We start from the raw sequence: 24,503 nt of genomic DNA, 5'->3' as shown, positions 1-24,503 counted from the left end.
AACGGAGGGCACTCGACAGATGCTCATCTCACGGCCGTTCGACCCGGCGGCCCTCAAGCTCCACCCCTTCAGCTGCGGCGAAGACGAACTCGATGAGTGGCTGATCAAGTACGCCGGGCAGAGCGAACGCAAGGACAACGTCCGTACTACCCTGCTCCTCGACGAGCGGATGGGGCGCATCGCCGGCTACTACTCGATGCGCACGTTCGAACTAGCCGCGGCCGACGCCATCGCTGCGACAGGTCGTAGCCGCCGCTACCCCGTTCCCGCGATGCTGATTGCGCGCCTAGCTGTGGACCGTGACTACCAAGGTCGCGGCACGGGCCGCCTGCTCCTCTTCGACGCGCTACAGAAGCTTGCGGCAGCGGCTGACGACATCGGGTTCGAGATGGTGGTCGTTCACGCTCTGCACGAGGACGCCGCGTGCTTCTACCTCAAGCACGGCTTCCAGCGGTTCCTCGACCAGGAGCTCAGTCTGTTCATGACGACGAAGGACCTTCGCGCGACCTTCGCCGCCTCCCGCTCGGATTGATCTGTACTCACCACGTGCGTACAGTGGACGCTCGCGAGGGCAGCAGTTCCCAACTGCCACGCAACCCGAAGGAGTAGAGATGCCCACCGCAACCGCGCGGTCCGAACGCCTCAACATGCGAGTCTCACCTGAAGCCTTGGCAACGATACGCGAGGCGGCTGCAGCACAGCAGCAGGACGTGTCCGCCTTTGTCCTCGGAGCCGCGCTGGAGCACGCTCGGGATGTCCTGCTCCGCGAGCGCGTCATTCAGTTGACTCCACGCGAACTCGACCAGGTCGACGCCGCACTTGACGCTGAGCCCCGTGTGATCCCCGAGCTCGCAGCGCTCATAGAGGCGGTCCGACGTGACACGCCATCGCACGCCACCAAGAAGCTTGCAGCGCACTGACTGACGCGTCACGTCTTGTCGAGCACGACGAGGGGCGGTCCCGCGAGTAGGACCGCCCCTCGTCACACGACGACCCCCATCAGCGATTGAGCCTCGCCGTTGCTCGCGTCGTTAGGTGCGGACCGATGTATCCCACGACGACGACGCCGGTCTCGTTGGTGTCGTCGTGGATGTAGACGCGGGGGTCAAGGTTCGGGATCCGTCCGATGCGCAAGTGCTGCTGCATCTCGAGCACGCCGTCGGGGTGGACAGAGGCGGGCACGGGCAGATCGCGTTCCTTCGCGCGGTCGCCGGTCATCGCGTTGCTCGTCTCTGACGTAGCGAACCAGCTCTGGTTGTAGCGGGGGTAGCCGTTCGGCTGCGCCTCCAAGTACTTCTTGAACCCTCCATCGTGGACGCCGTCACGCTTGGCGCGCACGTACCCGGCCAAGGCAGTCAGGCAACGCCAGGCGTTGATTAAGCAGCGGCCGTCGACATCGATGTCGTGCAGATCAGCGGCCGTGTCGCGGTCTGCGGTGATCACGACGCCGAACGCCTCCCAAGCCTCGAACCCATCGACGAGTTCCTGCCACGACCCGGGCGACTCACCGTTGGGCCAGTCCTGCGGTGCCTCGGCGAGGTCGACGGGGTCACCACCGGCGGCCATGATCGCGACCTGCCGTGAGAGCTGCCGGACAGTCTCGTCGAGGCTGACAACCTGCCCCTGCGTATCGACAGCGTCCTGACGAGCGGCCCACTCGGCATCCTGGTGCTCGACCACCTTCGTCTCCAGATCTGCCACCTGCTCCTCCAGGGCCTCGATGCGAGCAGCACCTGCAGCCGCGGCGCCTTGGTCTTGGTCGGTAGCGGTCGCAGCATCCAAGAGAGCTGTCAGGGACTCGTCCGTCAGATCGGGGAGCATGAGCGTCTCCTGCACGCTACGCAGCTTGCCCAAGAGCACGTCCCGTTCAGCGGTCGCAGCTGCGTGCTCGGCGCGGAGCCGCTCGATCTCAGCGAGGACTTCTCCCGGCGCGACGGCTTCCTCGTCGATCTGCGGCTCGATAGAAGGCGGAAGATCGGCGACTGCCGGCTCGGTGTCCTCTATGGCTCGTTGCGCGGCGTACAGACTGCGCGATTCCTCTACTCGGCGACGAGTTGCGTCAGCGCGTTCCGCAACACGTCGCAGGCCCTCGGCGGCCTCCCGGGAGTCCAGGCGTTCGAACGTGCGCCGCCACGCCACGAGCTCGGCCGGTTCAGGCTGCTCGTCGAGCAGTTGGCGCGCAAAGACGGAGAACAGCCGCCGAAGCCGCGGCTCGCTGGTCTCGATCAACGCTCGCATGCCCATAGTGCGATGTAGTCGCAATGTGGCCGGGGAGCCGAGGTCGATGCCGGGCCTGAAGGTTCGCACGGTCCACTCCGCCACACCGAGCGCGCCAGCAACCTGATCGCGCAGCCAGGCGGCGGACTCGTGGTCCAGGAACGCGACGTGCGCGAGCCCGCGGGCCCCGCTGGTCCACTCATCGACCTTGCGGCCGAAATCAGCTGCCAGCGCAGGGTCCTGGTGCCCAGCGGCGGCAACGAACACCGCGCCGCGCCGGTCGGAGACCAACAAGTCCAGCAGGGCGATCCGATCCTCAGCGGTGCGCACCCGCCAGAGCCCCGGAGAGACGACTCGGCTACCGTCGGCGAAGTCGCCGGGGCTCTCGAGGAGGTTCGTGGCAAGTTTCGGGGTTCCGACCCACTGGCCACTCTCGTTGGTGCCCTGCAAACTCATCCAGCCGCCAGCGCGACTACGGCCGCGTACGAATATCACGGTCGTGGTGAACCTTCGCCCGCTTGGCCCCTCGACCATCGTGAATCGGAACGCGTCTTGTCCGCCGTTACCGTGACGACGGACGGTGAGCGTCTTACCGGCAGCCATGTGCGTTCCGTCGCGCGACAGGTCGACGTCCAAGCGCCCGTCCTTGCCGCGGAGCCACGCGCCAACTTGGTCGACGGCGCGGTCAATCCACTCCGCGCCGGCGTCGGTCCGCAGCCAGGTGCGGTAGGCGCTGTGGCCCGGGGCGGCACTCGTGCGCGCTGGTGGCGCTGTAACGACGGTCGTCATGGACCAGTCTTACCCCGCGCAACGCAGTGCCGATGGAGCTTTCAGAATCTTGGTAGCGGAAGATCTCGCCTGCGCAGCCCACCCGCGCGGGTCCGCCGCCATGGCGCCCGCTCGATCACGGCAAAGTCGCCTGCCGAGGCGGCGAGGCAAGCACCGCCCTACTAGGACGCGGCTTCAACTTCCGCGGTGGCGTTCAGGTGGCGGATCTTGTCGACGATGACGTCGATCTGGTCGCCGTCGAAGACGTCATCGGGCCCGCCTGGAGCGTCGTCTGTGAACGGTGGTGACCACAGCACTTCGGGCTTCATGACGCCGTTGTACGCCAGGTCAGCGACAACGAGGTGAATGAAGTCGATCTGCTCGGCCGTGTAGGTCGTGCCAGCTAGAAACTCCCCGAAAGCCTCCTCGACGGCCGATCGCTCAAGACCTACAAGTGACCGAATGAAGACGCCCAGTCCGCCCTCGACGGCCTTGGCCTCGGCGATCTCAACCTCGGTACCGGCCCCGGAGTCGGAGAGCATTCGCTCGAGCTCATCGAGGTCGAGTGGTGTGAGCTGTCGGCCGCGGCGCACCTTCCGCAGCGCGGTGTGGTCCTCGTGGGTGCGCAGATAGGCGCGAGCCTTCTCGCGGAACCGCTCGGGGTCCACGCCGACGTGCGGCCGTCCGAGGTCGATGACTTCGAACTGCCCGAGGGTGTCCTCGAAGTTGGTGTAGATGATCGGCTGCTTGGTTCGCGCCAGCAGCCGGACCAGCGAACGTACCCGCCGGCGGGCGAGCTCCAGCATGGGGACGGTGACGTCGACCCACCACTCGTCGCCAGCGAGGTCTTCGAGTAGGACGGCCTGGGCCTTGATCTGCGGGATGTTGGTCTGTTCCAACAGCCCGGACGCGATCGCCTGGACCTGACGGCGTAGCCGGTCGGTAGCCAGAGTCGGGTCGAGCGCACCGAGCTGGAGCTTGAGCATGGTCAGGTCGAACCGCTTGGCCTTCTCGTCGTCGTCGACAACAGTGGTTGGCAGCCCTGCCAGGTGCTCGACGACGTCGCGGGCGGTCTGCTCGTCGAGTCCCGCCCACGCCTCCCGCGCACCGAACCGCTCGACCCACGGACGGTGCGGGCGGACGACGAAGTTGTCCAGCGTCATGCCGGCGACCTTCTCGTGCAGCGCGCTTTTGATGTCCTCACGCAGAGCGGGCAGCGCCGTCGTGCCGTCGTCGCTCTCGTTCGCAGTGGCGTCGCCGGTCAGCTTCTCGACGCCGAGGAGCAGCTCGACCTGGGCGGTGAAGATTTGCTGGGACACCGACTGCTGAACCGAACCTTCGTGCCCGGTGGGGCTCTGCCCGAAGTACTCGAGGTTCTGGCAGAAGTCGAAGACGTAGAACTCCTTCTTGTCCTGCCCGGGCCCGAACAGGTTGGGGCGCAGCCGGGTGCCGCGGCCGATCATCTGCCAAAACTTCGACGACGACCGGACGATCTTGAAGAAGACCAGGTTGGAGACGTCGGGCACGTCGATGCCGGTGTCGAGCATGTCGACGCTGATCGCGATGTGCGGCGCCTTGTCAGTCGTGGAGAACTTGTCGATCAGCGACTGCGCGTACGTCGTCGAGTACGTGATGACACGGGCCCACTCCCCCTTGTACTGCGGGTAGGCGAGGTCAAACCGCTCGGCGATGAACCGGGCGTGGGCGTCGTTCTTGGCGAAGATGATCGTCTTGGCGATCCGGTCGCCGCCCGCGACCCGCAGGCCGTGGGTCATGAGGGTGTGCAGCACCTTGTCGACGGTGTCGGTGTTGAACAGCCACTTGTTCACCGCGTCGGGGTCGACCTCGTCCGGCGGGCCGTCGTTGCCCCACTCCAGGGCGTCCCACTCGTCCTTCTCCGCCTCTGAGAGCTCGGCATACCGGATGCCCTCGCGCTGGAACTTCAGCGGCACCGAGATGGGCGTGGGCGGCACGAGGTATTGGTCAGCGACGGCCTGCTCCAGAGAGTAGGCGTCAGTGGGGACGCCGTTCTCGAGGTGGAACAGCTCGTAGGTGTTGCGGTCGATCTCGTCCTTTGGCGTGGCCGTCAGGCCCACGAGCAGCGCGTCGAACCAGTGGAACAGTGCTCGGTACTTCTGGTAGACGGACCGGTGCGCCTCGTCGACGATGACCAGGTCGAAGAACCCGGGCCCGAACTTGCGAGTGCCCTCCGAGCGGGTGTCGATGAGGTTCATCATCGTCGGGTAGGTCGAGACGAAGACGCGACCCTCGCCATGCCGGTCGGTCACCAGGTTGACCGGTGACGAGTCCGGGAGGTGCTCCTTGAACGCGTTCGCCGCCTGGTTCACGAGTGCCACCCGGTCGGCGAGGAACAGCACCCGCCGCACCCAGCCGGCCTTCATGAGCTGGTCGACGAGAGCGACGACGGTGCGGGTCTTGCCCGACCCCGTCGCCATGACGAGCAGCACCTCACGCTGGTTGTCTGACTCGAAGGCCTTGTCGATCGCCCGGATCGCGCGCTGCTGGTAGTACCGCCCGGCGACTTCCTCGTTGATCGGCGATGTCAGCAGGCTCGCGCGGGTCCCGCGCCGCCCGATGAGGTACTCCAGCTCGTCCTGCGTGCGGAAGCCCGCGACCTTCCTGGGTGGGTAGCCGGCTCCCGCGTGGTCGTCCCACATCCAGTGGTCGTGCCCGTTGGTGTAGTAGACGACCGGACGCCGCCCGTACCGGGATTCGAGGGTGTCGGCGTAGAGCTTGGCCTGCTGCTGCCCCACCTGGGGGTTGCTGCGCGTGCGCTTGGCCTCCACGACCGCCAACGGGCGCCCGTCGGCGCCCCAGAGCACGTAGTCGACGAACCCGACGCCCTGGGCGTTGGGCATACCAGCGACCTCGTGCTCGATCGTGTACGCCGCGCTGCCGTCGACGGCGTCGCGCACCCAGCCCGCCTCTTCGAGCAGGGTGTCGATGAACAGATCACGGGTCGTGGCCTCGTCGTAGTCGTGAGCGTCCGGGATCGTCGCGTTGGCGGCCTTGGCAGCCGCGACCTGTGCCTGGACGGACGCGAGCTGCGCCTCCAGGTCCGCGGTCTTGGCCGCGGCGGCCGCGAGCTGGGCGTCCTTGTTCTCCAGGTCGGCAGCGAGTGACAACAGCTGCGCCTGGGTCTTGGCCTTCGTCGCCCCCGGGTCGGGCAGCGAGAAGAGGTCGAACTGCAGGCTCGCCGGGACGCTCCCCGGCTGGTTGGTGTACGTGCGGGCGTACCAGTACAGGACGTGGAAGAGCTGCTGCAGCGTCACGACCGCGTCCTGCGCCGAGGCGGGCCGCGTCGAGTGGACGGCGGCGTTGCCCTTCTTGCGGACGATCTCCATCTTCGCCTGGACGTCGTTGCCCACGAGCTGCCGGAGGGTCGGCTCGTGGATCATCCCGGACAGGTCCGCCTTGTAGGGCTGCTTGAGCGAGGCGTCGTACTGGAAGACCCAGGCGAGCGCGACCTCCAGGGCGCGGCGCGAGTAGAAGCAGGACGTGCGCGAGTCCACCCTGGCGAACTGCTCCGCGCGCGCGGCTTCGGCGAACACCGCCGGGAACTCGTCGCGCAAGAACCCGAAGTTGGTCACGTGCTCCCCTGATGCGGCGCTGTCATCGAACGTCTGAAGCATTGCAGAATCCGCACGCGGACTGCTGGAGGCGTAGGGTGCCGACCTACTCGAAGAAGTCCTCGTCAACCTCGACGATCTCCACGGTTCGCCGAACCTGGGTCCCGACCCGGTGCCGGATCATCAGCTTGGCGAGCTCCTGGCCGTCGACGAGCACGACGCTCTTGCTGCTCCGGTCCGCGGCGTCCTGAGCGTCCTTCGTGAATCGGCTCGTGGTGAAGAAGACTCCGAAGCTCGCCCGCTGGGTGTCGAGGGAGCCCAGGAAGGTCCGCACGGTGTCACTGTCGACGGACGCGTCGCGAAACCGCTTGGCCTGGATGTAGATCCGATCCAGGCCAAGCGCATCGCGGTTGATGACGCCGTCGATGCCGCCGTCGCCCGAGCGCGTTGTGCGCAGCTTGGCGCCCTCCGTGCCGTACCCCATGGCGGTGAGGAGCCGACGGACAGTGCGCTCGAAGAACTGCCAGTCCCCGTCACGGAGCCGTTGGAGCAGGTCCACGGCGACGCTCTGCTCGGTGGCGGACTCCGCGGCGTCGAGCAACTCGTCCGGGTCGCTGGTGACGTCAGCGGCAGCCACGGGTGCGTCGTCGTCGATGGCGACAGACGCGCGACGCTTCACCTCGTACTCGTCCCAGGCGGGGAGTGCCTGGAGGTCGCTCTGCGTGATGCCCTGCGGGTGGCTTGCGAGGAACTCCCGGCCGGCATTGGTGATGCGGAAGACGCCACGGCGCACCGTGTCCAGCAGCCGGGCGCGCGTCAGAGCCGACTTCGCCCAACCCACTCGGTTCTCCGCAGCGAAGTTGCCCGATGCCTCGTACTGGACGGCGCGGAGCTCATCGAACACACCGGCGAGGTCGAGCGCCGCCGAGTAGAGGTCCCGGCGAGCCCACTCCCTGCCGTCGGAGGCCACCTGAAGCACCGGGTGCAGGAACTGCCACCACTGCGGGATGCCCAGCTCGGTGGCGTTGAGTTCCGACATGACTACAACTCCCCTCGGAACGCGCGGGACTGGAGCGAAGCGAACAGTTCTTCGTCGGCCGCGATCGCACGTTCGACCATTCCGCGCTGAGCGTGGATCGCCGCGACTCGATCGTTGAATTGACGCTGAAGACGGATCGGAGGCAGACCGATCGTGAGAGTTCGAAGCCGGGCCTTCGAGATGTTCGGCATGCTTGCGGCCGAGCCGTTCGACAGGCCGCGTACGGCGGCCCGGACCCGCTCACTCATCATCATCGCCTGGAAGTACCGCGGATCTACGCGTGCCCGATCAAGCTCAAGGCGGAAAATGAGGTCAGGCAAGAGGAGACGTGGTCGCACGTCGTCCACGACTGCGACGGCCCCTACCAGTTCGCGGGTGTTCTTTCGAGTCATCAGGACATCGCCGGGACGAACCTCGTTGAGCGACATTCCCCCGACCTGGCCAAGGTATGCCTTGTTTTCGCCAGCACGGAACACGCCGTACGTGACCGCACCTAGCTTCAGCACGCCCCACTCGTTTGACTCAGCAGGGCGGTTCTCGCAATTCGGGCTTGTGCCATTGTCAATCCGCTCAACCACGTCGCCGAGAGCGGCACGTTCCCACCCCTCGCCGACTGTGTCGCCGAACATCTCGTGGAAGACAGACTGCACGAGGGAGTCGAGGTGGGTGAGGACCCGGCGGCGCTTGGCGCGGATCGCGTCTGCCTGGTCGAGAATCCCCGCAAGCCGCCGCTGCTCCTCGATCGGCGGCCTAGGTATGCGTATTTCCTTTAGGAATTTGAAATGTCGCGAGTAGCCTGCGTTCGGAACGCTACACGCTTGCAGGTAGCGGTAAACGAACTTGGCGTCAAATCCTTCCCGAGGCGCTAGTACCTTCACGCCATCCGCCCCCATGGCAAAGGGAAAGTCAACATACTTGAAGGTGCGGGTGTGGTCGCCAAAGACGATCAGCGGGCCCCTGGCGGAGACTCTCATTGAGCGATCGTTGGTGTAGCCCGCAATGAGGCGGGCGCCCTGGTCGACTACGGCGAGGTCACCAGCGCTGAGAAACTCGGATTGCGGCACCTTCCGATTTCCAGCGGAAACATCTCGAACCGCTTCGAGGAAGGCGACACTGGGCGCCGTCTCGATCACCCAAGCATCACCTCCAGCTCTGCGAGGCCCTGCGCGATCCCATGATTCAGCGCCTTGATGTCAGCGAGGATCGCTGCCGGGCTCCGATGTTCTGCGTCCTCTTGGACGAGTTCCTTGTACCTGCTGAGGGACAGGTCGTATCCCTGGAGCGCAATTTCGGCCCTGGAGACCACGAAGGACTGCTCGGTCCGCGCACGATCACGTTCCGTCGTCGAGCGCTGCGACCATCGGGCCAGCACGTCTGGCAGATCGTTGGCCTCGATGGGGTTCCGCTTGTCATCCAACGAGAACCCGTCTGCGCGCACGTCGTAGAACCACACATCGTCAGTGCCGCCGGAGTCGGTCCGCGTGAAGATGAGGATAGCTGTCGACACCCCCGCGTACGGCTTGAAGACACCCGAGGGCAACTTGATGACGGCGTCGAGCTTCTGGTCCTCTACGAGGGTCTGGCGCAGCGACTTGTGGGCGGAGGATGAACCAAACAGCACGCCGTCGGGCACGATCACCGCCGCCTGCCCGCCCGGCTGTAGCAGCCGCAGGAAGAGCGCGAGGAACAGTAGCTCGGTCTTCTTGGTCTTGACGAACTTGAGCAGGTCCTTGCTCACGGCCTCGTAGTCGAGCGAGCCGGCGAACGGCGGGTTCGCGAGGATCAACGAGTATTTGCCCTCGTCGCCGCCGGCCGCCTCTGAGAGAGAGTCGCGGTAGCGGATGTCCGGCTTCTCGACGCCGTGCATGAGCATGTTCATGCTTCCGATGCGCAGCATGGTTCGGTCGAAGTCGTACCCGTGGAACATCGACGAGTGGTACCGGCTGCGCTGAGCGCCGTCGGTCAGCACCGCCGGGTGGTGCTCGCGTACGTACTCACTCGCCGCCATGAGGAAGCCCGCCGTGCCGCATGCAGGGTCGCAGATCTCGTCCTGCGGTGAGGGCGCCATGAGCCGCACCATCAGCTCGATGATGTGCCTCGGGGTGCGGAACTGGCCGTTCTGCCCCGACGTCGCCAGCTTGCCCAGCATGTACTCGTACAGGTCACCGTTGGTATCGCGGCGGTTCATCGGCACATCGCTGAGCAGGTCGACGACCTTCGCTAGCAGACCCGGTGAGGGGATCGTCAGGCGCGCGCCCTCCATGTGTGCGGCGTACGTCGAGCCGTCTGCGCCCAGGGTGCGCAGGAACGGGAAGACGTGCTTGTCGACCAGGTCGAAGGCCGTCTGCGGAGCCTGGTCCTTGAAATACGACCAGCGCAGGTGCGAATACGGCACCCCGGTTGGGGCGTCCCCCTCAGGGAAGAACTGCTGCCCGACCGGGGTGCCAAGGCGGTTGGCCTTGTTCTCCTCGGCGGTCTGCAGGTCGTCGAGGCGACGGATGAACAGCAGGTAGGTGATCTGCTCGATCACCTCCAGCGGGTTGGAGATCCCGCCGGACCAGAAGGCGTCCCAGACACGGTCGACCTTGCTCTTCAGTTCACCGGTGATCACGTCGAAGAGGGTACCGACGAGTCGCAGGTTCAGGACCGAGCGGCAGGCGGTCCAAGCTTGGAGAGTGGTTCTTCGGAGGACCCGCGCGGTTTGGAGCGTCCCCGTCGTCATCGACCGGGTCGTGACGCAGGCGTCAGAACACGCATCTTGGTGGGCAACGGGGAGTAAAGGGGGAGCCGCGAAGGGCCCCATCCCGCATGAATCTGCAGATGGGGCCCTTCGACTGGCGGTAGCGGTGGGATTTGAACCCACGGTGGACTTTCACCCACACACGCTTTCGAGGCGTGCTCCTTAGGCCGCTCGGACACGCTACCTCGCGGAGAAGAGTACCCGGTCGGAGCCGCTGCACCGAATCGGCCCCTCGGCGGACCGCGGCTTACCGTGGGGACGTGAGCGATGCCGTCCTCGATTCCGCGGGCACCCTGGCCGACGTGGTCGACGTGCTGCGCGGCCGACGCCTCGCGGTGCTGACCGGGGCGGGCGTGTCGACGGACTCGGGGATCCCCGACTACCGCGGCCCGGACTCGCCGCCGCGCACGCCGATGACCTTTCAGCAGTTCACGGGCGACGAGCGGTTCCGCCGCCACTACTGGGCCCGCAACCACGTCGGCTGGCGGCACGTGGGCCGCACGCAGCCGAACGCCGGGCACCTCGCGCTCGCGCAGATGGAAAGCGATGGGACGGTGCTCGGCCTCATCACGCAGAACGTCGACCTGCTGCACGAGGCGGCAGGCTCGCGAAACGTCATTGACCTGCACGGACGCTACGACCGCGTGGTCTGCCTCGGCTGCCACCGCGTGATCCCGCGCACGGAGCTCGCCCAGAGGCTCGAAGACCTCAACCCGCACTTCGCCGACGAGGTCGCCGACGTCGAGATCGCACCCGACGCCGACGCAGTCGTCGAGCGGACCAGCCACTTCGTCGTCGCGGACTGTGCGGTGTGCGGCGGGATGCTCAAGCCGGACATCGTCTACTTCGGCGAGACGGTGCCACGCGCACGGGTCGAGCGGGCGTACGCGATGGTCGACGACGGCGACGCGCTGCTGGTCGCCGGGTCGTCGCTCCAGGTGCAGTCGGGGCTCCGGTTCGTGCGGCACGCGGCGCAGACGGGCAAGCCGGTCGTGATCGTCAACCGCGGCACGACCCGCGGCGACCGCCACGCGACGGTCACGCTCCACGCCGGCACGTCGGAGACGCTGACGGAGCTCGCCGCCACTCTCTAAGGCCAAGCACCCCGAGTCAGAGGTGCGGGACGCCGTCGCGGTGGGTCTCGAAGAAGCGCTGGAGGAGCAGGCCGCACTCGTCGGCGCGGACGCCCCCGACGACCTCGACGCGGTGGTTGAGGCGGCGGTCGCGGACGACGTCCCACTGCGACCCGCAGGCGCCCGCCTTGGGGTCCCACGCCCCGAGCACCAGCCGCGCGACCCGCGCCAGCACCAGAGCCCCCGCGCACATGAGGCACGGCTCCAGGGTGACGACGAGCGTGCAGTCGTCGAGACGCCAGCGGCTCAACCGGTCCGACGCGGCGCGGAGCGCGACGACCTCGGCGTGCCCGGTCGGGTCGTCGGTCGCCTCGCGGACGTTGCGGCCACGGGAGACGACGTCGCCGTCAGGGCCGAGCACCACCGCGCCGACGGGCACGTCACCGGTCGCGACCGCCCGGCGGGCCTCGTCGAGCGCGAGGCCCATCGCCCACGCGTCGGCGGGCTGCACCGCCCGCCGGGGACCGTCCGTCATGCCCGCCATGATGACGCAGCACACGCCCGCTGCGGGGACCTTCGCCACGTCCACCTGGTGGGACTGCCGGTAGGTTGTGCGCATGCGCCTGCACGTCGCGGACCACCCGCTCGTCGCCCACAAGCTCACGGTCCTGCGGGACAAGGGCACGCCCTCGCCGACCTTCCGGCAGCTCGTCGACGAGCTCGTCACGCTCCTCGCGTACGAGGCGACGCGGGACGTGCACGTCGACACCGTCGAGATCGAGACGCCCGTGACGACGACGACCGGCGTCAAGCTGGCCGACCCGCGTCCGCTGGTCGTGCCGATCCTGCGCGCGGGCCTCGGGATGCTCGACGGCATGACGCGGCTGCTGCCCACGGCGGAGGTCGGGTTCCTCGGGATGCAGCGCGACGAGGAGACGCTCGAGGCCGTCACGTACGCGAACCGGCTGCCCGACGACGTGTCCGGCCGCCAGTGCTTCCTGCTCGACCCGATGCTCGCGACCGGCGGCACGCTCGTCGCGGCGATCGACTACCTGCTGGCCCGCGGGGCGCGCGACGTCACGGCCGTGTGCCTGCTCGCGGCTCCCGAGGGGCTCCAGGTCGTCGAGGAGTTCGTGGGTGACCGCGCCGACGTGAAGGTCGTCGTGGCGGCGGTCGACGAGCGGCTCAACGAGAAGGCGTACATCGTCCCGGGCCTCGGCGACGCGGGCGACCGGCTCTACGGGATCGTCTGACGCACGACCGCGCCGGCGCACGGCGCACGGGCGACGCGGACGGCGCTCACGAGCGCCTCGACGGGACCGGCCGGTACACGGCCGCGTCGACGCGCGGCGCACCGACCGGCGCGCCGGATCCGGCTCCCATGTCGCGCTGCCGACGATCATCGCCCGTGAGGCCGGCGGCGGCGGACACCTCGCACCGCTTCCGCATCCTGAGACGGCGGTGGGGACCCCTTGGGCGCGACCGGCACCGCTGTCAGCATCACGTCTCGTCGACGGCTCGGGGGACGCCGTCGACGCACGCGCTGCCGGACCACCCGCCGGTCTGGGGGACCCGGGAGGTCCGGCAGCGCGACACACCCGCGGACCGGACGCCGAGTGGTCGGGCTCCGTGTGCGGCGCCGAGCACGCACCGCTGAGGGCGGGCGACACGCTGGGGCGACACCCCGGGGACGTCCCGGCTCAGGTCGCCGCGGCGACGACCCCGGCCTACCGTCGAGGGCATGCGCATCGCGATCGCCGGCGGGCACGGGAAGGTCGCGCGCCTGCTGTCGCGCACGTTGGCGGCACGGGGTGACGTCCCCGTCGCGCTGATCCGGCAGCTGGGCCACGTCCAGGACGTGACGGAGGACGGCGCCGAGGCGGTCGTCCTCGACCTGGAGCGCTCGAACGCGCGGGACGTCGCCGAGGCGATCGCGGGTGCGGACGCGGTCGTGTTCGCCGCGGGCGCGGGTCCGGGCAGCGGCGCCGAGCGCAAGGACTCCGTGGACCGTGGCGCGGCCGCGCTGCTCGCCGACGGTGCCGAGCTGGCGGGCGTGCGGCGGTACGTCCTGGTGTCGTCGATGGGCGCGTCGACGGAGCCGCCGCCCGGGACGGACGAGGTGTTCGCGGCCTACCTGCGCGCGAAGGGTGCGAGCGAGGAGGACCTGCGGTCGCGCGACCTCGACTGGACGATCGTGCGCCCGGGTGGGCTGACCGACGACGACGCGCAGGGCCGGGTGCAGCTCGACGCGCACGTGCCGCGCGGCTCGATCCCCCGCGCCGACGTCGCCGAGGTCCTCGCAGCAGTCCTGCACGCGCCGCTGACGGCCGGGCTGGTCCTGGAGCTCACCGAGGGCGTCGTGCCGGTCGACGCGGCCGTCGCCGCGGTGGTCGAGCCGGCGGACTGAGCGCCGAGCCGCGCAGGCGGCGCGTCAGCGGGGCATGCTCGCCGAGGAGACGACGGGCTCGGTGCGGAGCGTCACTACGCCGATGAGGTACTGGTCGCCGTTGGTGGTGGCGGACAGCGACGACACGTCGCCGGAGAGCGTCGCGGGCACGAACGCCTTGGCGTCGACGCCGAGCGAGTTGGGCCACCGCCAGCCGTGCGCGGTCGAGTCGAACGCGTTGTTGACGCCCGAGCCGGGCGTGCTCCCGTCCCAGCGGACCGGCACGAGCGGACGGTTGCCGTCGAGCAGCAGCCGGTCGCCGACGGCGGTCCGGTCGCCCTCCCACGCGACGACCCCGATGCGGGCGCTGGTCCCGGCGCGGGCGGCGAACTCGAAGACGGGCGGGGCCGCGGTCGTGCCGATCCACGCGGCTCCGTCGTAGACGGTGACGTTGGAGTCGGTCGACGGGTCGGCGTACACGACGACGAGCGACCAGCCGGCGTAGTAGGACCGCTGGGGGTCCTTGCTGGTGGCGCGGACGGCGACGTCGGCGACGGACCACGTGCCGCCGCCCTGGGCGGCGACGAGGTCGGTCACGTCGACGAACGACTGGTAGTAGGCGCGTCCGGCGTTGTCGGTGAGGCGGTCGACGTCGCCGTCGGCGGCGCGCAGCGTCTGGTACGCCGAGCTCGGCCCGCGGAACCGGACGACCGCCGGGTCGCCGCTCCACGTGTCGCCGGGCCCGATGTTGGCGGACCAGTACAGGCCGGCGAAGGCGATCTGCCGGCCGGCGGGCACGTCGAGCTGCGTGAACGACGACGTGCGGACGGCAGGGCGGGTGCCGTTCGCGCCGGGCAGGTCCGGCCCCTCGTCGAGCTCGACCATGTCGAAGCTGTTGTTGTCGCGGTCGCCGTTCTGCAGCGCGGGCACGCACGTCGTGAGCGTGGTGCGGCACGTGAGCAGAGGCGCGCCGACCTCGGTGACGGCCCAGCCGCCCTCGAACCGCGCGCGCGGGCTCAGGCCCGCGGACGAGGTGCTGACGTCCGTCGAGGCGCTGACAGGCGCGGCCCCGGGAGCCTGCGCGGCGACGACGAACGCCCCGCGCGCGCTCCCCGACCAGCGCGCGTTGACGAGCACCTCGGCGGTGCCGCCTGCGGGCACGGGGCCGACGTCGCAGCGGTAGCGGCGGGCGTCGACGGCGACGCAGTTCTCGGTGGTCGTGCCGCCGCCCTCGGTGTCGACGGTGAACGCCGTCGGGAGGGTCAGCGTGGCGACGACGTCGTCGGCGTCGGCGGCGAGGTCGCCACCGGCGGCGCTCACGGCGAACGAGACGGTGCCGGAGCGTGACGAGTCGGTGAGCGTGACGACGGGCTGCGTGACGGTGAGCACGGGCGCGGTCGCGGTCACGGCGACGCGGTGCTCCTGCGCGGCGTCCGCACCGGGTGCGTCGACGCGCACGAGCAGGTCGCCCAGGCCGCCCACGGCGCCGGGCTGCGCGTCGAGGTGCGCGGTGAGCGGCACGCTGCCGCCGCCGGGCAGGACGTCGTGCGTGCAGGAGATCTCGACCGCGTCGGTGGGGCCGCATGTCCAGCCGTCGACGGGCGTCACGGGCCACGCGGTCCCGGCGGGTCGGGTGAGTCGCGCGACGAGCCCGGGCGCCTGCACGTCGCCGAGGTTGGAGACGGCGAGCGCGACGCTCGACGCCCGGCCGCGTGCGAGCGTCGTGCCGACGTCGCCGGTGAGGCCGAGGCGCGTGGGCCGTTGGACGGTGAACGGCACCTCGAGGTGCTCGGGTGCACGCACGCCGGTGGGCCGCAGGTCGATCCCGATGCTGCGCGCACCGACCGCGCCGGGCTCGTCGGCCGTGAGCAGCAGCGACAGCGGCGCGGCGGCGCGCGGTCCGATCCGCGGGACCTGGCACGTCACCCCGGCCGCGGAGTCCACGCACGTCCAGGCGCTGCCCGCGACGGGCGACCAGGACACGCCGCGCGGGAGCTGCAGCGTCGCGGTCGCGGGCGTGGGGCCGACGGGTGAGCCGCCGACGTTCGCGAGGTCGAGGTCGAGCTGGGTCGAGCGGCCCGACAGCAGCGCGACCGACGCGGGCGCGCTGCGGAGCGCGAGCCGTGCGGGCGACGCCTGGATGTGCAGCGGGAAGGGCGCGGGGCGGTACTGGATGCCGCCACCGGCGACGCGCAGCCCGACGGCCGCGTCCATGCCGTCGTAGGCCTCGTCGATCGAGACGCGCAGGGCGAGGCGGGCCACCGACGAGGGTGGCAGCGTCGCGAGCGTGCAGCGCACGACCCCGTTGCCGGTGTCGGGCGTGCACACCCAGCCGCCGGCGGCGGTGACCGCGAACCGGCCGGGCGTCAGGCCCTCGAGCGCCGCGCCGGCGATCCCGTCGACGGACACCCCCACAGGCAGGGTCACCTCGGCGACGAGGTTCGTCGCGACGGTCCCGCCGGTGTTCTGCACGCCGAACGCGAGCTCCTGCCCCGCGAGGCCCGCGGCCAGCACGAGCCCGCCGTCGGGCAGCACGACGCCGACGTCCGCGGGGGCGGGCGGCGGCGTGGTCTCGTCGTCGGGCGTCTCGTCGTCGGTGCTGCCCGGCTGGGTGCGGGTGCGGGGGGTGCTGTCCTGCGGCTCGTCGGCGAGCAGCGCGCCCGACCCGTCGAGGTCGGGCACGTCGGTCGGCGACGGGGTCGGGGTGGGCGTCGGTGCGGGCGCGGTCGACGTGCTCGGCGTCGGGGTCGCGCTCGCCTCCGGGACGGACACCGACGGCGCGGGCAGGGCCTCCGGCTCGTCCGTGCCGCGCGTCAGGCCGTAGATGCCGACGGCCGCGATCGCGGCGACGGCGACCGTGCCGGCCGCGACGGCCACCGCACCCAGCGGGATCGAGGAGATGAGCGCGGCGACACCACCCGCGGCAGCCGTGCCCGCGGTGGCGCTGACGGCCGCCGTCGTCCCGGTCGCCGCAGCCGTCGCGGCACCCGCCCCACCCGCACCCGCCCCACCGGCCCCCGCGGCCCCGCCCGCAGCGCCGGCACCGCTGCTGAGCGCCGCCGCACCCGCGGCGATGCCGCCACCGACGGGCAGCACGTGGGCCAGCGCGCCGAGGCCGACGATCCCGAGCACGAGCGGTGCAACCACGGCACGCATGCCGTGGTTGACGTCGCCGAGCTCGAGGACCAGGGCGCGGCAGTCGCCGCAGTCGTCGAGGTGCTTCTCGACCTGCGCGTTCTCGCGCGTCCCGAGGCCCCCGCGCACGTACGCGCCGAGCTTGCCGGAGACGGTGCGGCACCCCTCGTCGAGCGGGTCCTGCAGGTGCTGCTGGAGGTAGGCCTGCCGCAGACCCTCGCGCGCGCGGTAGGCGAGCGCGGCGACTCCGTTCGCGGTCAGGCCGAGGATCGGGGCGATCTGCGCGGGCGCGAGCCCCTCGACCTCCGAGTGCCACAGGACGGCCTGCCACCGTTCGGGCAGCGAGTGGAACGCCCGCGACACGACGCCGCGCTCGAACCCCTCGAGGGCCGGCTCCTCCGCGGTGCCGGCCCACGCCGTCCCGCGCTCGAGGGTCGCCAGGTCGTCGGTCGGCTCGACGCGACGGGCCTTCTCGCGGCGGTCGGCGGCCGTGCGGCGCACGACGGTGAACAGGTAGGCGCGGAAGGCGGACTCGGGGCCGTTGCCCCGCTGCAGCGCGCCGTGCACGGCGGTGAACGCGTCGGCCACGACGTCGTCCGCGTCGGCGTGGGAGTCGGTGTACTGGCGGGCGACGACGAACGCGGCACCCGCGTGACGCTCGTAGAGGGTGCCGAACGAGGCGGCGTCACCCGTGCGCACGGCAGCGATCAGCTCGGCGTCTCCTGTGACGCCGTCACCGAGCCGCGTGCTTGCCACCACGACCTGCTCCCGTCAGCGTTCTTCGTCGAGCGCACAGCCTGCCACAACGGATGGATCGGGTGTCCAGACCGCAATCGCCCAATTGCAACGTACGGGATGCTCCGGCGGTTCCGGGCGGCGAGCGGCGGGGAAAGCGCTCGAACGGGTGGGTGAAAAGTTCCGCATCCCGCGTCACCGCCGGCGGGTGGCGCCCTCTCATCCGGCGTGACGACAGACATCGGCAGGGACGACGCCGCGGGCGTGGCGCTGCGCGAGCGTTGGCGGCACGAGAGCCTCGGCTCGGTCTGGCTGCGGCCCGCGGACTGGTACCACCCCGCGGTCGACGACCTGGCCGGCGCGGTCCTCGGTGACCGCGACCCGACGCTCGCGGCCGCCGAGCTCGGCCGTGCCCGCGGCTACGACGGGGTCGGGATCGCCGAGACGATCGACGACCTCGCGTGCCTGTACCGCTCGCGCGGCGAGGCGCAGCCCCCGCTGCTCGCGGTGCGTGCGCTGTGCGACGGCTGGGCCGACGCGCAGGCCGCGGCCGTGTCGGTGGGCACGTCCCTCGACCCCGAGTCCGGCCTGCCGACGCGGCAGTACCTCGCGGTCCGGCTCGCCGAGACCTACCAGGACGGCGAGCGTGCCGCGCTGCCCGCGCAGGAGTCGCACCACCTGGTCATCGTCGACGTCGCTGCGGGCGCGGTCGACCCGTTCACGCGCGCGGCCCGGTCGGCCGCGGTCGGTGCGGCGATGACGGCCACGTTCGGCGACGGCCACCCGATGGCCACGCTCGGCGGCGGCGTGTTCGCGGTGCTGTCGCGGCGGCAGGACCCGCTCGAGGAGCGCGTGCAGCGGCTGCAGGTCGAGATCGCGCGGAGGGTCGACCGCCTCGAGGTCAGAGCAGCGACCCGGCAGCCCGTCCGCGTCTGGGTCGAGCGGCTGCCGGCCACGCACGAGGCGGCGGTGCACACGTTGCGGCGGGTCTCACGCCCCTGATCGGCTCCCGCGCGGAGGAGCGTCGAAGGTCAAGCGCCGATAGGCGACGGTTCAACTGTCGCTCCGGCGCAGGTCAGCGCGGAGTCGGACGGGTGCCCGGGACAAGCCGGGCGGATGCGTCTACCGTCTGTGTATGAACCCCGCCGAGCTCGCCCCTGACCCTGCACCCGCAGGCGACGCGTCCGCCCCTCACCCGGCCGGCGAGGGAGCGTCCACGAGCGGCCCCGCCGTCCCGACGCAGCCCCACCACCCCGGCGTCCCGTCCGACCTCGAGGACCTCGACGTCGACCTCAGCGCCGACCCGCCCGGGCCGTTGCTCGCGACCGGGACCGTCGCAGACGTCTACGCGCTCGACGACCGGCGCGTCCTGCGGCGCGACCGCGACGGGCGCGACGCGACGGGCGAGGCCGAGATCCTGCGGCACGTCGTCGCGCACGGCTTCCCCGCCCCCGCCGTGCTCGGCGTGCACGGGCCGGACCTGGTCGCGGAGCGGCTGCACGGGCCGACCCTGCTCCAGGCGCTCACGGCGGGCGAGGTGTCGATCCACGACGGCGCGCAGATCCTCGCCGACCTGCACCGTCGGCTGCACGAGATCCCCGCGCCCGACGGCTGGAGCGACACGCGGTCGCAGTGGCCGCACGTCACCGGCGGCCCGACGGTCGTGCACCTCGACCTGCACCCCGCCAACGTGATCCTCAGCGAGGCGCACGGACCCGCGCTCATCGACTGGTCGAACGCCCGCAGCGGCCCGGCCGAGCTCGACGTCGCGCTCACCGCGCTCATCATCGCGGAGGTCGTCGTCGACGCCGGGGGCGAGTACTCCGCCGCGGCGCGCGCGCTGCTCGCCGCGTTCCTCACGTGCGTCGGCACCGACCTGATCAGCGCGCTCGACGACGCCGCCGCCGTCCGGTCGCAGGACCCGTCGCTCGTCGCCGGCGAGCGCGAGCTCGTGCCCGCCGCCGCGGCGCTCATCCGGGAGCTCGTCGCCGTCGCGACACCGCCCGAGCACTGACAGCCTCTCGCCGCCAGGCGAGGGAACGACGAGGGCCACCCGGTGCGCGCAGGTGGCCCTCGTCGTCGTTCAGGGGGTCCCGGCCCCCGCCGCGGACCGGCGACCGCGCAGGCCGCGCAGCAGCAGCGCACCGCCGACGCCGATCTGCCCCGCCCGGACGACGGTCGTCCACAGGCCGACGACAAAGAACAGCAGCCCGGCCGCCGGGAACACCCAGCCGAGCAGGCGGAACGTCGCGTCGGGGGCGATGCGCGCGTCCGCGGGGCGGGCGACGTCGTAGATGACGTCGACCGAGCCGCCGACCGACGGGCACGCGCTCGACCGGTAGCCGGCCGACGCGGTGTAGACGGTGCCGGCGACCGTGAACGTCGCGTCGGGCGCGCAGAGCCGGTCGCCGTCGTCGTCGCGCGACTCGTTGCGGTTCGTGACCGTGCCGACCGCCTTCGCCTCGCCCGAGCCGACCGTCCCCGCGTCGATGAGCATCGGCTTCACCAGGAACATGCCGAGGGCGAAGAAGACGAGCCCGAACAGCATCATCTTGACCGCGCCGCCGAGGCCCTCGCGGTTCCGCCCGAACCCGACGATGCCGTCCGCCACCAGCGCGCCGCCGACCGCCGTCGCCCCCGCGCTGCGCCCCTGCTCGCTCGCCGCGTACCGCGACGCCGAGGCCCACAGGTCCGCGGCCACACCCGCGAGCTGCGGCGGGACGACCGCGACAGGTCCCGTCGGGCCGTTGAAGCCCGGCGGCAGCGAGGGGTAGGGGGCGATGTCCGTCGTCGACGTGCTGCGGGCGGCCGGATCCGCGGGGCGGCTCGGCTGCGGGATTGTGAGGCCACCCACCGGGGAGGGCGTCGTCGGGCGTGTCCACGGCTGGGTCGGGGACCAGGCCGTCGTGCCGGCGACGGTCGCGACGGCGGGCAGAGATGCGGGCGCGGGGGCCGGCGTGGGACGCGTCGGCGGGGTCGAGGCGTGAGCGGGAGCGGGAGCGGGTGCGGCGGGGCCCGGGTGAGCGGCCGCGGCCGGCGTGGCGGGCGTGGCGGGCGCCGGCGCGGGGATCGGGACGCTGTCCGCGGGAGGCGGCAGCGGCTGCCGGTGCTCGGTCCACGCGGACCCGTCCCAGTACCGCATGGTGCCGGGCTCGGCGGGGACGGCGTACCAGCCGGCGCGTGCGCTCACCCGTGCCTCCTTCGGACCAGAGCCGCCTCGGGAGACGCGGCAGCCGCACCCTACGGAGGTCGACCGAGGCCGCGGGAGCCCGGACGGCGCACGTCACCTTCCCGGCGGCGGTCAAACGCACCGAACCGCCCACACCACCCGGGGACGACGAGACCGCCCGCACCCGGCGATCGGGTGGGGCGGTCTCGGCGACGGGTCAGCGCGGCGTGTAGGTGAGGCAGTCCGCGGAGTCCTGGCCGGCGCCGACCCGGACGGAGTCGGCGGCGCACTCGAGCGCGGAGTTGTGCACGCAGTCGTCGCGCTGGCACGCACCGACGTGGGTGACGACCTTCTCGAGCCCGCCCTTGACGCCGAGCGGGATGAACGTCGCGCAGGCCGCGTCGCCCGCGTGCCCGCCGATCGTGATCGCCGCCGCGTGGCAGTGCGAGTGGTCGTTGTACGAACAGCCGGCCACCGAGCACTCGGCGACCGGGGGCAGGTCCATCAGCGTGCTCATCGGTACCTCCACGATCCGGGGACGGGGCGTACCTGACCGACGCTAGACCCGTCACGCGCGTCCTGCCTAGGGAAGCGCCGGGGTCTCTGCGCAGGTCAGAGCCGCTTTTCAGGTGAGGCTAGCCTCACTCGGCCGCGCGTCCAGGACCGCGCTGCGACGGTCCCCGCGCAGGTCACGGCCGTCGGACCGCCGCCCGAGCGCGTCGCCGGTCGTGCCGGCCGAGGACGCGGGCCTCGTCAGTAGGTGAACGCGGTGATGCGGCCCTCGAGGTCCTGCGCCATGACCGCGAGCTCGCGGATCGACTCGCCCATCTGCGTGAGCACCTCGGTCGTTGACCGGGCCGCCGCAGCGACGCCGGTGATGTTCGCCGCGATCTCGCCGGCGCCGGTCGCGACCTCGACGACGCCGCGCGACATCTCGTTCGTCGTCGCCGTCTGCCGCTCGACCGCCGACGCGATCGTGAGCTGGTAGTCGTTGATCTGCGCGACGATGTGCGAGATCTGCTCGATCGCCGCGACCGCGCCCTCGGTGTCCGTCTGGATGGCCTGCACCCGGCGGACGATGTCGTCGGTCGCGTTCGCCGTCTCCTGCGCGAGGTCCTTGACCTCCCCGGCGACGACCGCGAACCCCTTGCCCGCCTCCCCGGCGCGCGCGGCCTCGATGGTCGCGTTGAGCGCGAGCAGGTTGGTCTGCGCGGCGATCGACGTGATGACCTTGACGACGTCGCCGATCTCGCGCGAGCTGGTGCCGAGCCGGGCGACGGTGTCGGTGGTGCGGGCCGCGACGGCCGTCGCCTCCTCCGCGACGCGTGCGGCCTCGTTCGCGTTCTCCGCGATCGCGCGGATCGACGCGCCCATCTCCTCCGCGCCCGCGGCGATGAGCTGCACGTTGCGGCTCACCTGGTCGGCGGCCGTCGCCACGACCCCGGCCTGCGCGGACGTCTCCTCCGCACCGGCGGCGACCTGCGCGCCGGCGGCCGACATCTCCTCCGACGCGGTCGCGACGGTCCCGGACGCCTCGGTCACGCCCGCGAGCGTGGTCCGCAGCGCCGACTGCGCGCGGCCGAGCGCCGCGGCCATCCGGCCGAGCTCGTCGTCGCTGCGCACCCGGGCTGTCACCGTGAGGTCGCCCGTGGCGAGCGCGTCGACGCTCCTCTGCACGTCACCGACCGCGCGGCGGACGCTGCGGGCGAACAGCATGCCGAGCGCGAGCGCGACCACGAGGCCCGCCCCGGCGACGCCGATCATGGTCCAGCGCGCGAGCGAGGCCGCCGCACCGGCGTCCGCCTGGTCCAGCGCGACCGCCTCGTCGACGTGCGTGCTCAGGTCCGCGAGGGACGCGGTGAGGTTCATGCCCACGCGGGCCGTCTCGTCGCTCTGCGCGGCCCACGCGGCCCGGTCGTCGTCCATCGCCGGCGGCAGGACGTCGGCGTCCACGCTGGTCTTGTACTCGTCGTAGCGTGCGAGGAACGCGTCCCACTCGGGCGGCATCGACCCGTAGGCGCCCGCGTAGACCTCCGCGAAGTCGTCCGTCGCCGAGTCGAACGACGCGTACGCGGCACGCACCGCCGCCATCGCCTTCTGCTTGCCCTCGTCGTCCGGGTACCCGGGCACGCTCGAGATGCCGTTGCGCACGGTCCACAGCGCGTTCGACAGGGTCGCCAGCTGCCCGGTGACCTCGGAGCTCGCCCGCGACGTCGCGGCGGACCGGTCGGCGAGCGCGCTCAACGACATCACGCCGAACGCCCCGACGGCGACGAGGACGGCCGCGAGCATCCCGACCAGGCCGAGGATCTTGGTCCGCACGGACCGGTCCGCGACGAGCCGGCGCCGCGTCCTCGCACCCGCGCCCCCGCTGGTGGCGGCCCCGCGCTCGGCGGTCGGTTCGGGCGACGACCGCTGGGTGGGGACGTCGGCGGTGCGCTTCGGGGTGAAGACGGGCATGGGGCTGTGCTCCTGGGTCGCGGACGACCGGTGTGTCGCCACCGGTCCCACCGACCTCATCGGCCGCGGTGCCGCGCTGTTGACCCGCCCGGCCCGTTCCGGCTGCCCGGCGCCGGTCGCCGTCGCCCGGACGCGCGAACGGTTGCCCCGCGCAGCGGACGGACGCGCCCGTCCGCGTGCGCGGGGCCCGAGGCCGCCGATCAGTCCTCGGCGTCGATTGCCCGGTAGAAGTTCCGCTCCCACCGGTGCCGCCGGATCACCGCACGCTGCTCCTCGGTGAGCCGCCGCCCGTCGCTCGTCGCCGCGTTGCGCTCGACGTTCCGCACGGTCCGCATGCCCGCGATGACCGTCGACACCGCCGGGTGGTCCAGCACGTACCGCAGCGCGACGTCGGGCAGCGCGTCGACGTCGATGCCGAGGTCCTCGACGAGCGCCGTCACGTGCTGCTCGACCTGCGCCGGCCGGTCGCCACCGAAGTACGTGGTCCGGAAGTCGCCCTCCGGGAACGTCGCGCCCGCCGTGATCCGGCCCGTCAGCCCGCCCTCGTCGAGCGCGACGCGCACGATGACGCCGACGCCGTGCTCCTCGCACGCGCCCAGCAGCTGCTCCTCGGGCTGCTGGTGCCACGCGTTGTGGATGACCTGCACCGTGTCGACCGCACTGCTGCGGACCAGGGCGAGCGCGTTCTCCGGCTGGTAGTCGTTGATCGAGACTCCGAAGAAGCGGATCTTGCCCTCGTCCTTGAGCGCCGCGACCGTCTCGAGCCAGTCGCCCGTGCCGACCCACTCGTCGGACCAGACGTGGAGCTGGAGCACGTCGAAGTGATCGAGCCCCGACGCCTGCAGGCTCGTCTCGAGGCTCGCGCGGACGTGCTCGCCCGGGAACGTCTCGTCCGGGTGCAGCCCGTCCGGCGCGGGCCAGACCATGTTCTTCGGCGGCACCTTCGTCGCGACGAGCACGTCCGGGTGCTCCCGCAGGACGCTGCCGACGATGCGCTCGCTCTCGCCGTACCCGCGCGCCGTGTCGACGAAGTTCACGCCGAGCTCGATCGCGCGGCGCAGCGCCGCGACCGACTCGTCCTCCTGCGCGCCCTTCCACTGCGACGCCCCGATCCCCCACGCGCCGTACCCGATCTCCGACACCCTCAGGCCGGTCCGGCCGAGCTGGCGGTACTCCATGCGAGCTCCTCGT

The 24,503-nt window shown here is 71.3% G+C and carries 18 protein-coding genes and 1 tRNA gene; 7 read left to right on the top strand and 12 right to left on the bottom strand.

Going from position 1 to position 24,503, the window contains the following annotated elements; translation table 11 throughout:
• The first annotated feature begins 19 nt into the window (after positions 1–19).
• Complete coding sequence (locus tag KOV94_RS00220) at positions 20–532, top strand: GNAT family N-acetyltransferase (protein WP_218050894.1); 513 nt, start codon at positions 20–22, stop codon at positions 530–532.
• Positions 533–611: 79 nt separating this feature from the next.
• The gene (locus tag KOV94_RS00215; RefSeq protein ID WP_218050893.1) at positions 612–920 is read left to right on the top strand and encodes a type II toxin-antitoxin system TacA family antitoxin; all 309 of its coding nucleotides are present in this window, start codon (positions 612–614) and stop codon (positions 918–920) included.
• A 79-nt stretch (positions 921–999) separates the two neighbouring features.
• Here KOV94_RS00215 and KOV94_RS00210 read toward each other — a convergent pair whose 3' ends face one another.
• From KOV94_RS00210 to KOV94_RS00185, 6 genes are all read right to left on the bottom strand, one after another.
• Complete coding sequence (locus KOV94_RS00210) at positions 1,000–3,006, bottom strand: coiled-coil domain-containing protein (RefSeq protein ID WP_218050892.1); 2,007 nt, start codon at positions 3,004–3,006, stop codon at positions 1,000–1,002.
• A gap of 161 nt (positions 3,007–3,167) precedes the next feature.
• Complete coding sequence (locus tag KOV94_RS00205; RefSeq protein ID WP_218050891.1) at positions 3,168–6,596, bottom strand: DEAD/DEAH box helicase family protein; 3,429 nt, start codon at positions 6,594–6,596, stop codon at positions 3,168–3,170.
• A gap of 85 nt (positions 6,597–6,681) precedes the next feature.
• Positions 6,682–7,614 (bottom strand): restriction endonuclease, encoded by a 933-nt coding sequence (locus tag KOV94_RS00200; RefSeq protein WP_218050890.1) that lies wholly within the window; start codon positions 7,612–7,614, stop codon positions 6,682–6,684.
• Positions 7,615–7,616: 2 nt separating this feature from the next.
• Positions 7,617–8,747 (bottom strand): restriction endonuclease subunit S, encoded by a 1,131-nt coding sequence (locus KOV94_RS00195; protein ID WP_218050889.1) that lies wholly within the window; start codon positions 8,745–8,747, stop codon positions 7,617–7,619.
• The gene (locus KOV94_RS00190) at positions 8,744–10,225 is read right to left on the bottom strand and encodes a type I restriction-modification system subunit M (protein WP_218050888.1); all 1,482 of its coding nucleotides are present in this window, start codon (positions 10,223–10,225) and stop codon (positions 8,744–8,746) included. Before KOV94_RS00190 ends, KOV94_RS00195 begins: the two co-directional genes overlap by 4 nt.
• Before the next feature lie 224 nt (positions 10,226–10,449).
• Positions 10,450–10,539, bottom strand: a tRNA-Ser gene (locus tag KOV94_RS00185).
• 75 nt (positions 10,540–10,614) lie between these two features.
• Between KOV94_RS00185 and KOV94_RS00180 the strand changes: the two genes are divergently transcribed.
• On the top strand, positions 10,615–11,448 hold the full coding sequence (locus KOV94_RS00180; protein ID WP_218050887.1) for an NAD-dependent protein deacetylase: 834 nt from the start codon (positions 10,615–10,617) through the stop codon (positions 11,446–11,448).
• Between the two features lie 16 nt (positions 11,449–11,464).
• On the opposite strand, the gene KOV94_RS00175 is transcribed toward KOV94_RS00180, so the two are convergent.
• Positions 11,465–11,971, bottom strand: a complete 507-nt coding sequence (locus tag KOV94_RS00175; protein WP_225915924.1) for a nucleoside deaminase — start codon at positions 11,969–11,971, stop codon at positions 11,465–11,467.
• Between the two features lie 73 nt (positions 11,972–12,044).
• Here KOV94_RS00175 and upp point away from each other — a divergent pair, with 73 nt between their 5' ends.
• On the top strand, positions 12,045–12,680 hold the full coding sequence (gene upp, locus KOV94_RS00170) for a uracil phosphoribosyltransferase (RefSeq protein WP_124343063.1): 636 nt from the start codon (positions 12,045–12,047) through the stop codon (positions 12,678–12,680).
• 488 nt (positions 12,681–13,168) lie between these two features.
• Entirely contained in the window at positions 13,169–13,834 is a 666-nt protein-coding gene (locus KOV94_RS00165; protein WP_124343062.1) for an NAD(P)H-binding protein, read from the top strand.
• A gap of 24 nt (positions 13,835–13,858) precedes the next feature.
• Here KOV94_RS00165 and KOV94_RS00160 read toward each other — a convergent pair whose 3' ends face one another.
• A complete protein-coding gene (locus KOV94_RS00160; protein WP_218050886.1) occupies positions 13,859–17,704 on the bottom strand; it encodes a sigma-70 family RNA polymerase sigma factor in 3,846 nt (1,281 codons plus the stop codon).
• 207 nt (positions 17,705–17,911) lie between these two features.
• Between KOV94_RS00160 and KOV94_RS00155 the strand changes: the two genes are divergently transcribed.
• Together KOV94_RS00155 and KOV94_RS00150 are read left to right on the top strand one after the other, a co-directional pair.
• Positions 17,912–18,685, top strand: coding sequence for a hypothetical protein (locus KOV94_RS00155; RefSeq protein WP_124344599.1), 774 nt, complete (start codon positions 17,912–17,914; stop codon positions 18,683–18,685).
• 133 nt (positions 18,686–18,818) lie between these two features.
• On the top strand, positions 18,819–19,697 hold the full coding sequence (locus KOV94_RS00150) for a phosphotransferase (protein WP_124344600.1): 879 nt from the start codon (positions 18,819–18,821) through the stop codon (positions 19,695–19,697).
• A gap of 69 nt (positions 19,698–19,766) precedes the next feature.
• On the opposite strand, the gene KOV94_RS00145 is transcribed toward KOV94_RS00150, so the two are convergent.
• From KOV94_RS00145 to KOV94_RS00130, 4 genes are all read right to left on the bottom strand, one after another.
• Positions 19,767–20,873, bottom strand: a complete 1,107-nt coding sequence (locus KOV94_RS00145; protein WP_218050885.1) for a DUF2510 domain-containing protein — start codon at positions 20,871–20,873, stop codon at positions 19,767–19,769.
• 196 nt (positions 20,874–21,069) lie between these two features.
• On the bottom strand, positions 21,070–21,369 hold the full coding sequence (locus tag KOV94_RS00140) for a DUF1540 domain-containing protein (RefSeq protein ID WP_124344396.1): 300 nt from the start codon (positions 21,367–21,369) through the stop codon (positions 21,070–21,072).
• 236 nt (positions 21,370–21,605) lie between these two features.
• A complete protein-coding gene (locus KOV94_RS00135) occupies positions 21,606–23,312 on the bottom strand; it encodes a methyl-accepting chemotaxis protein (RefSeq protein ID WP_225915893.1) in 1,707 nt (568 codons plus the stop codon).
• Between the two features lie 200 nt (positions 23,313–23,512).
• Complete coding sequence (locus KOV94_RS00130) at positions 23,513–24,490, bottom strand: aldo/keto reductase (protein WP_218050884.1); 978 nt, start codon at positions 24,488–24,490, stop codon at positions 23,513–23,515.
• Positions 24,491–24,503 lie beyond the last annotated feature (13 nt).

Origin of the sequence: Cellulomonas algicola (genome assembly GCF_019024305.1) — a bacterium.
GTDB lineage: Bacteria > Actinomycetota > Actinomycetes > Actinomycetales > Cellulomonadaceae > Cellulomonas > Cellulomonas algicola.
Note: the sequence above shows the minus strand (reverse complement) of the source record. Positions and strands in the feature narration are given on the sequence as shown.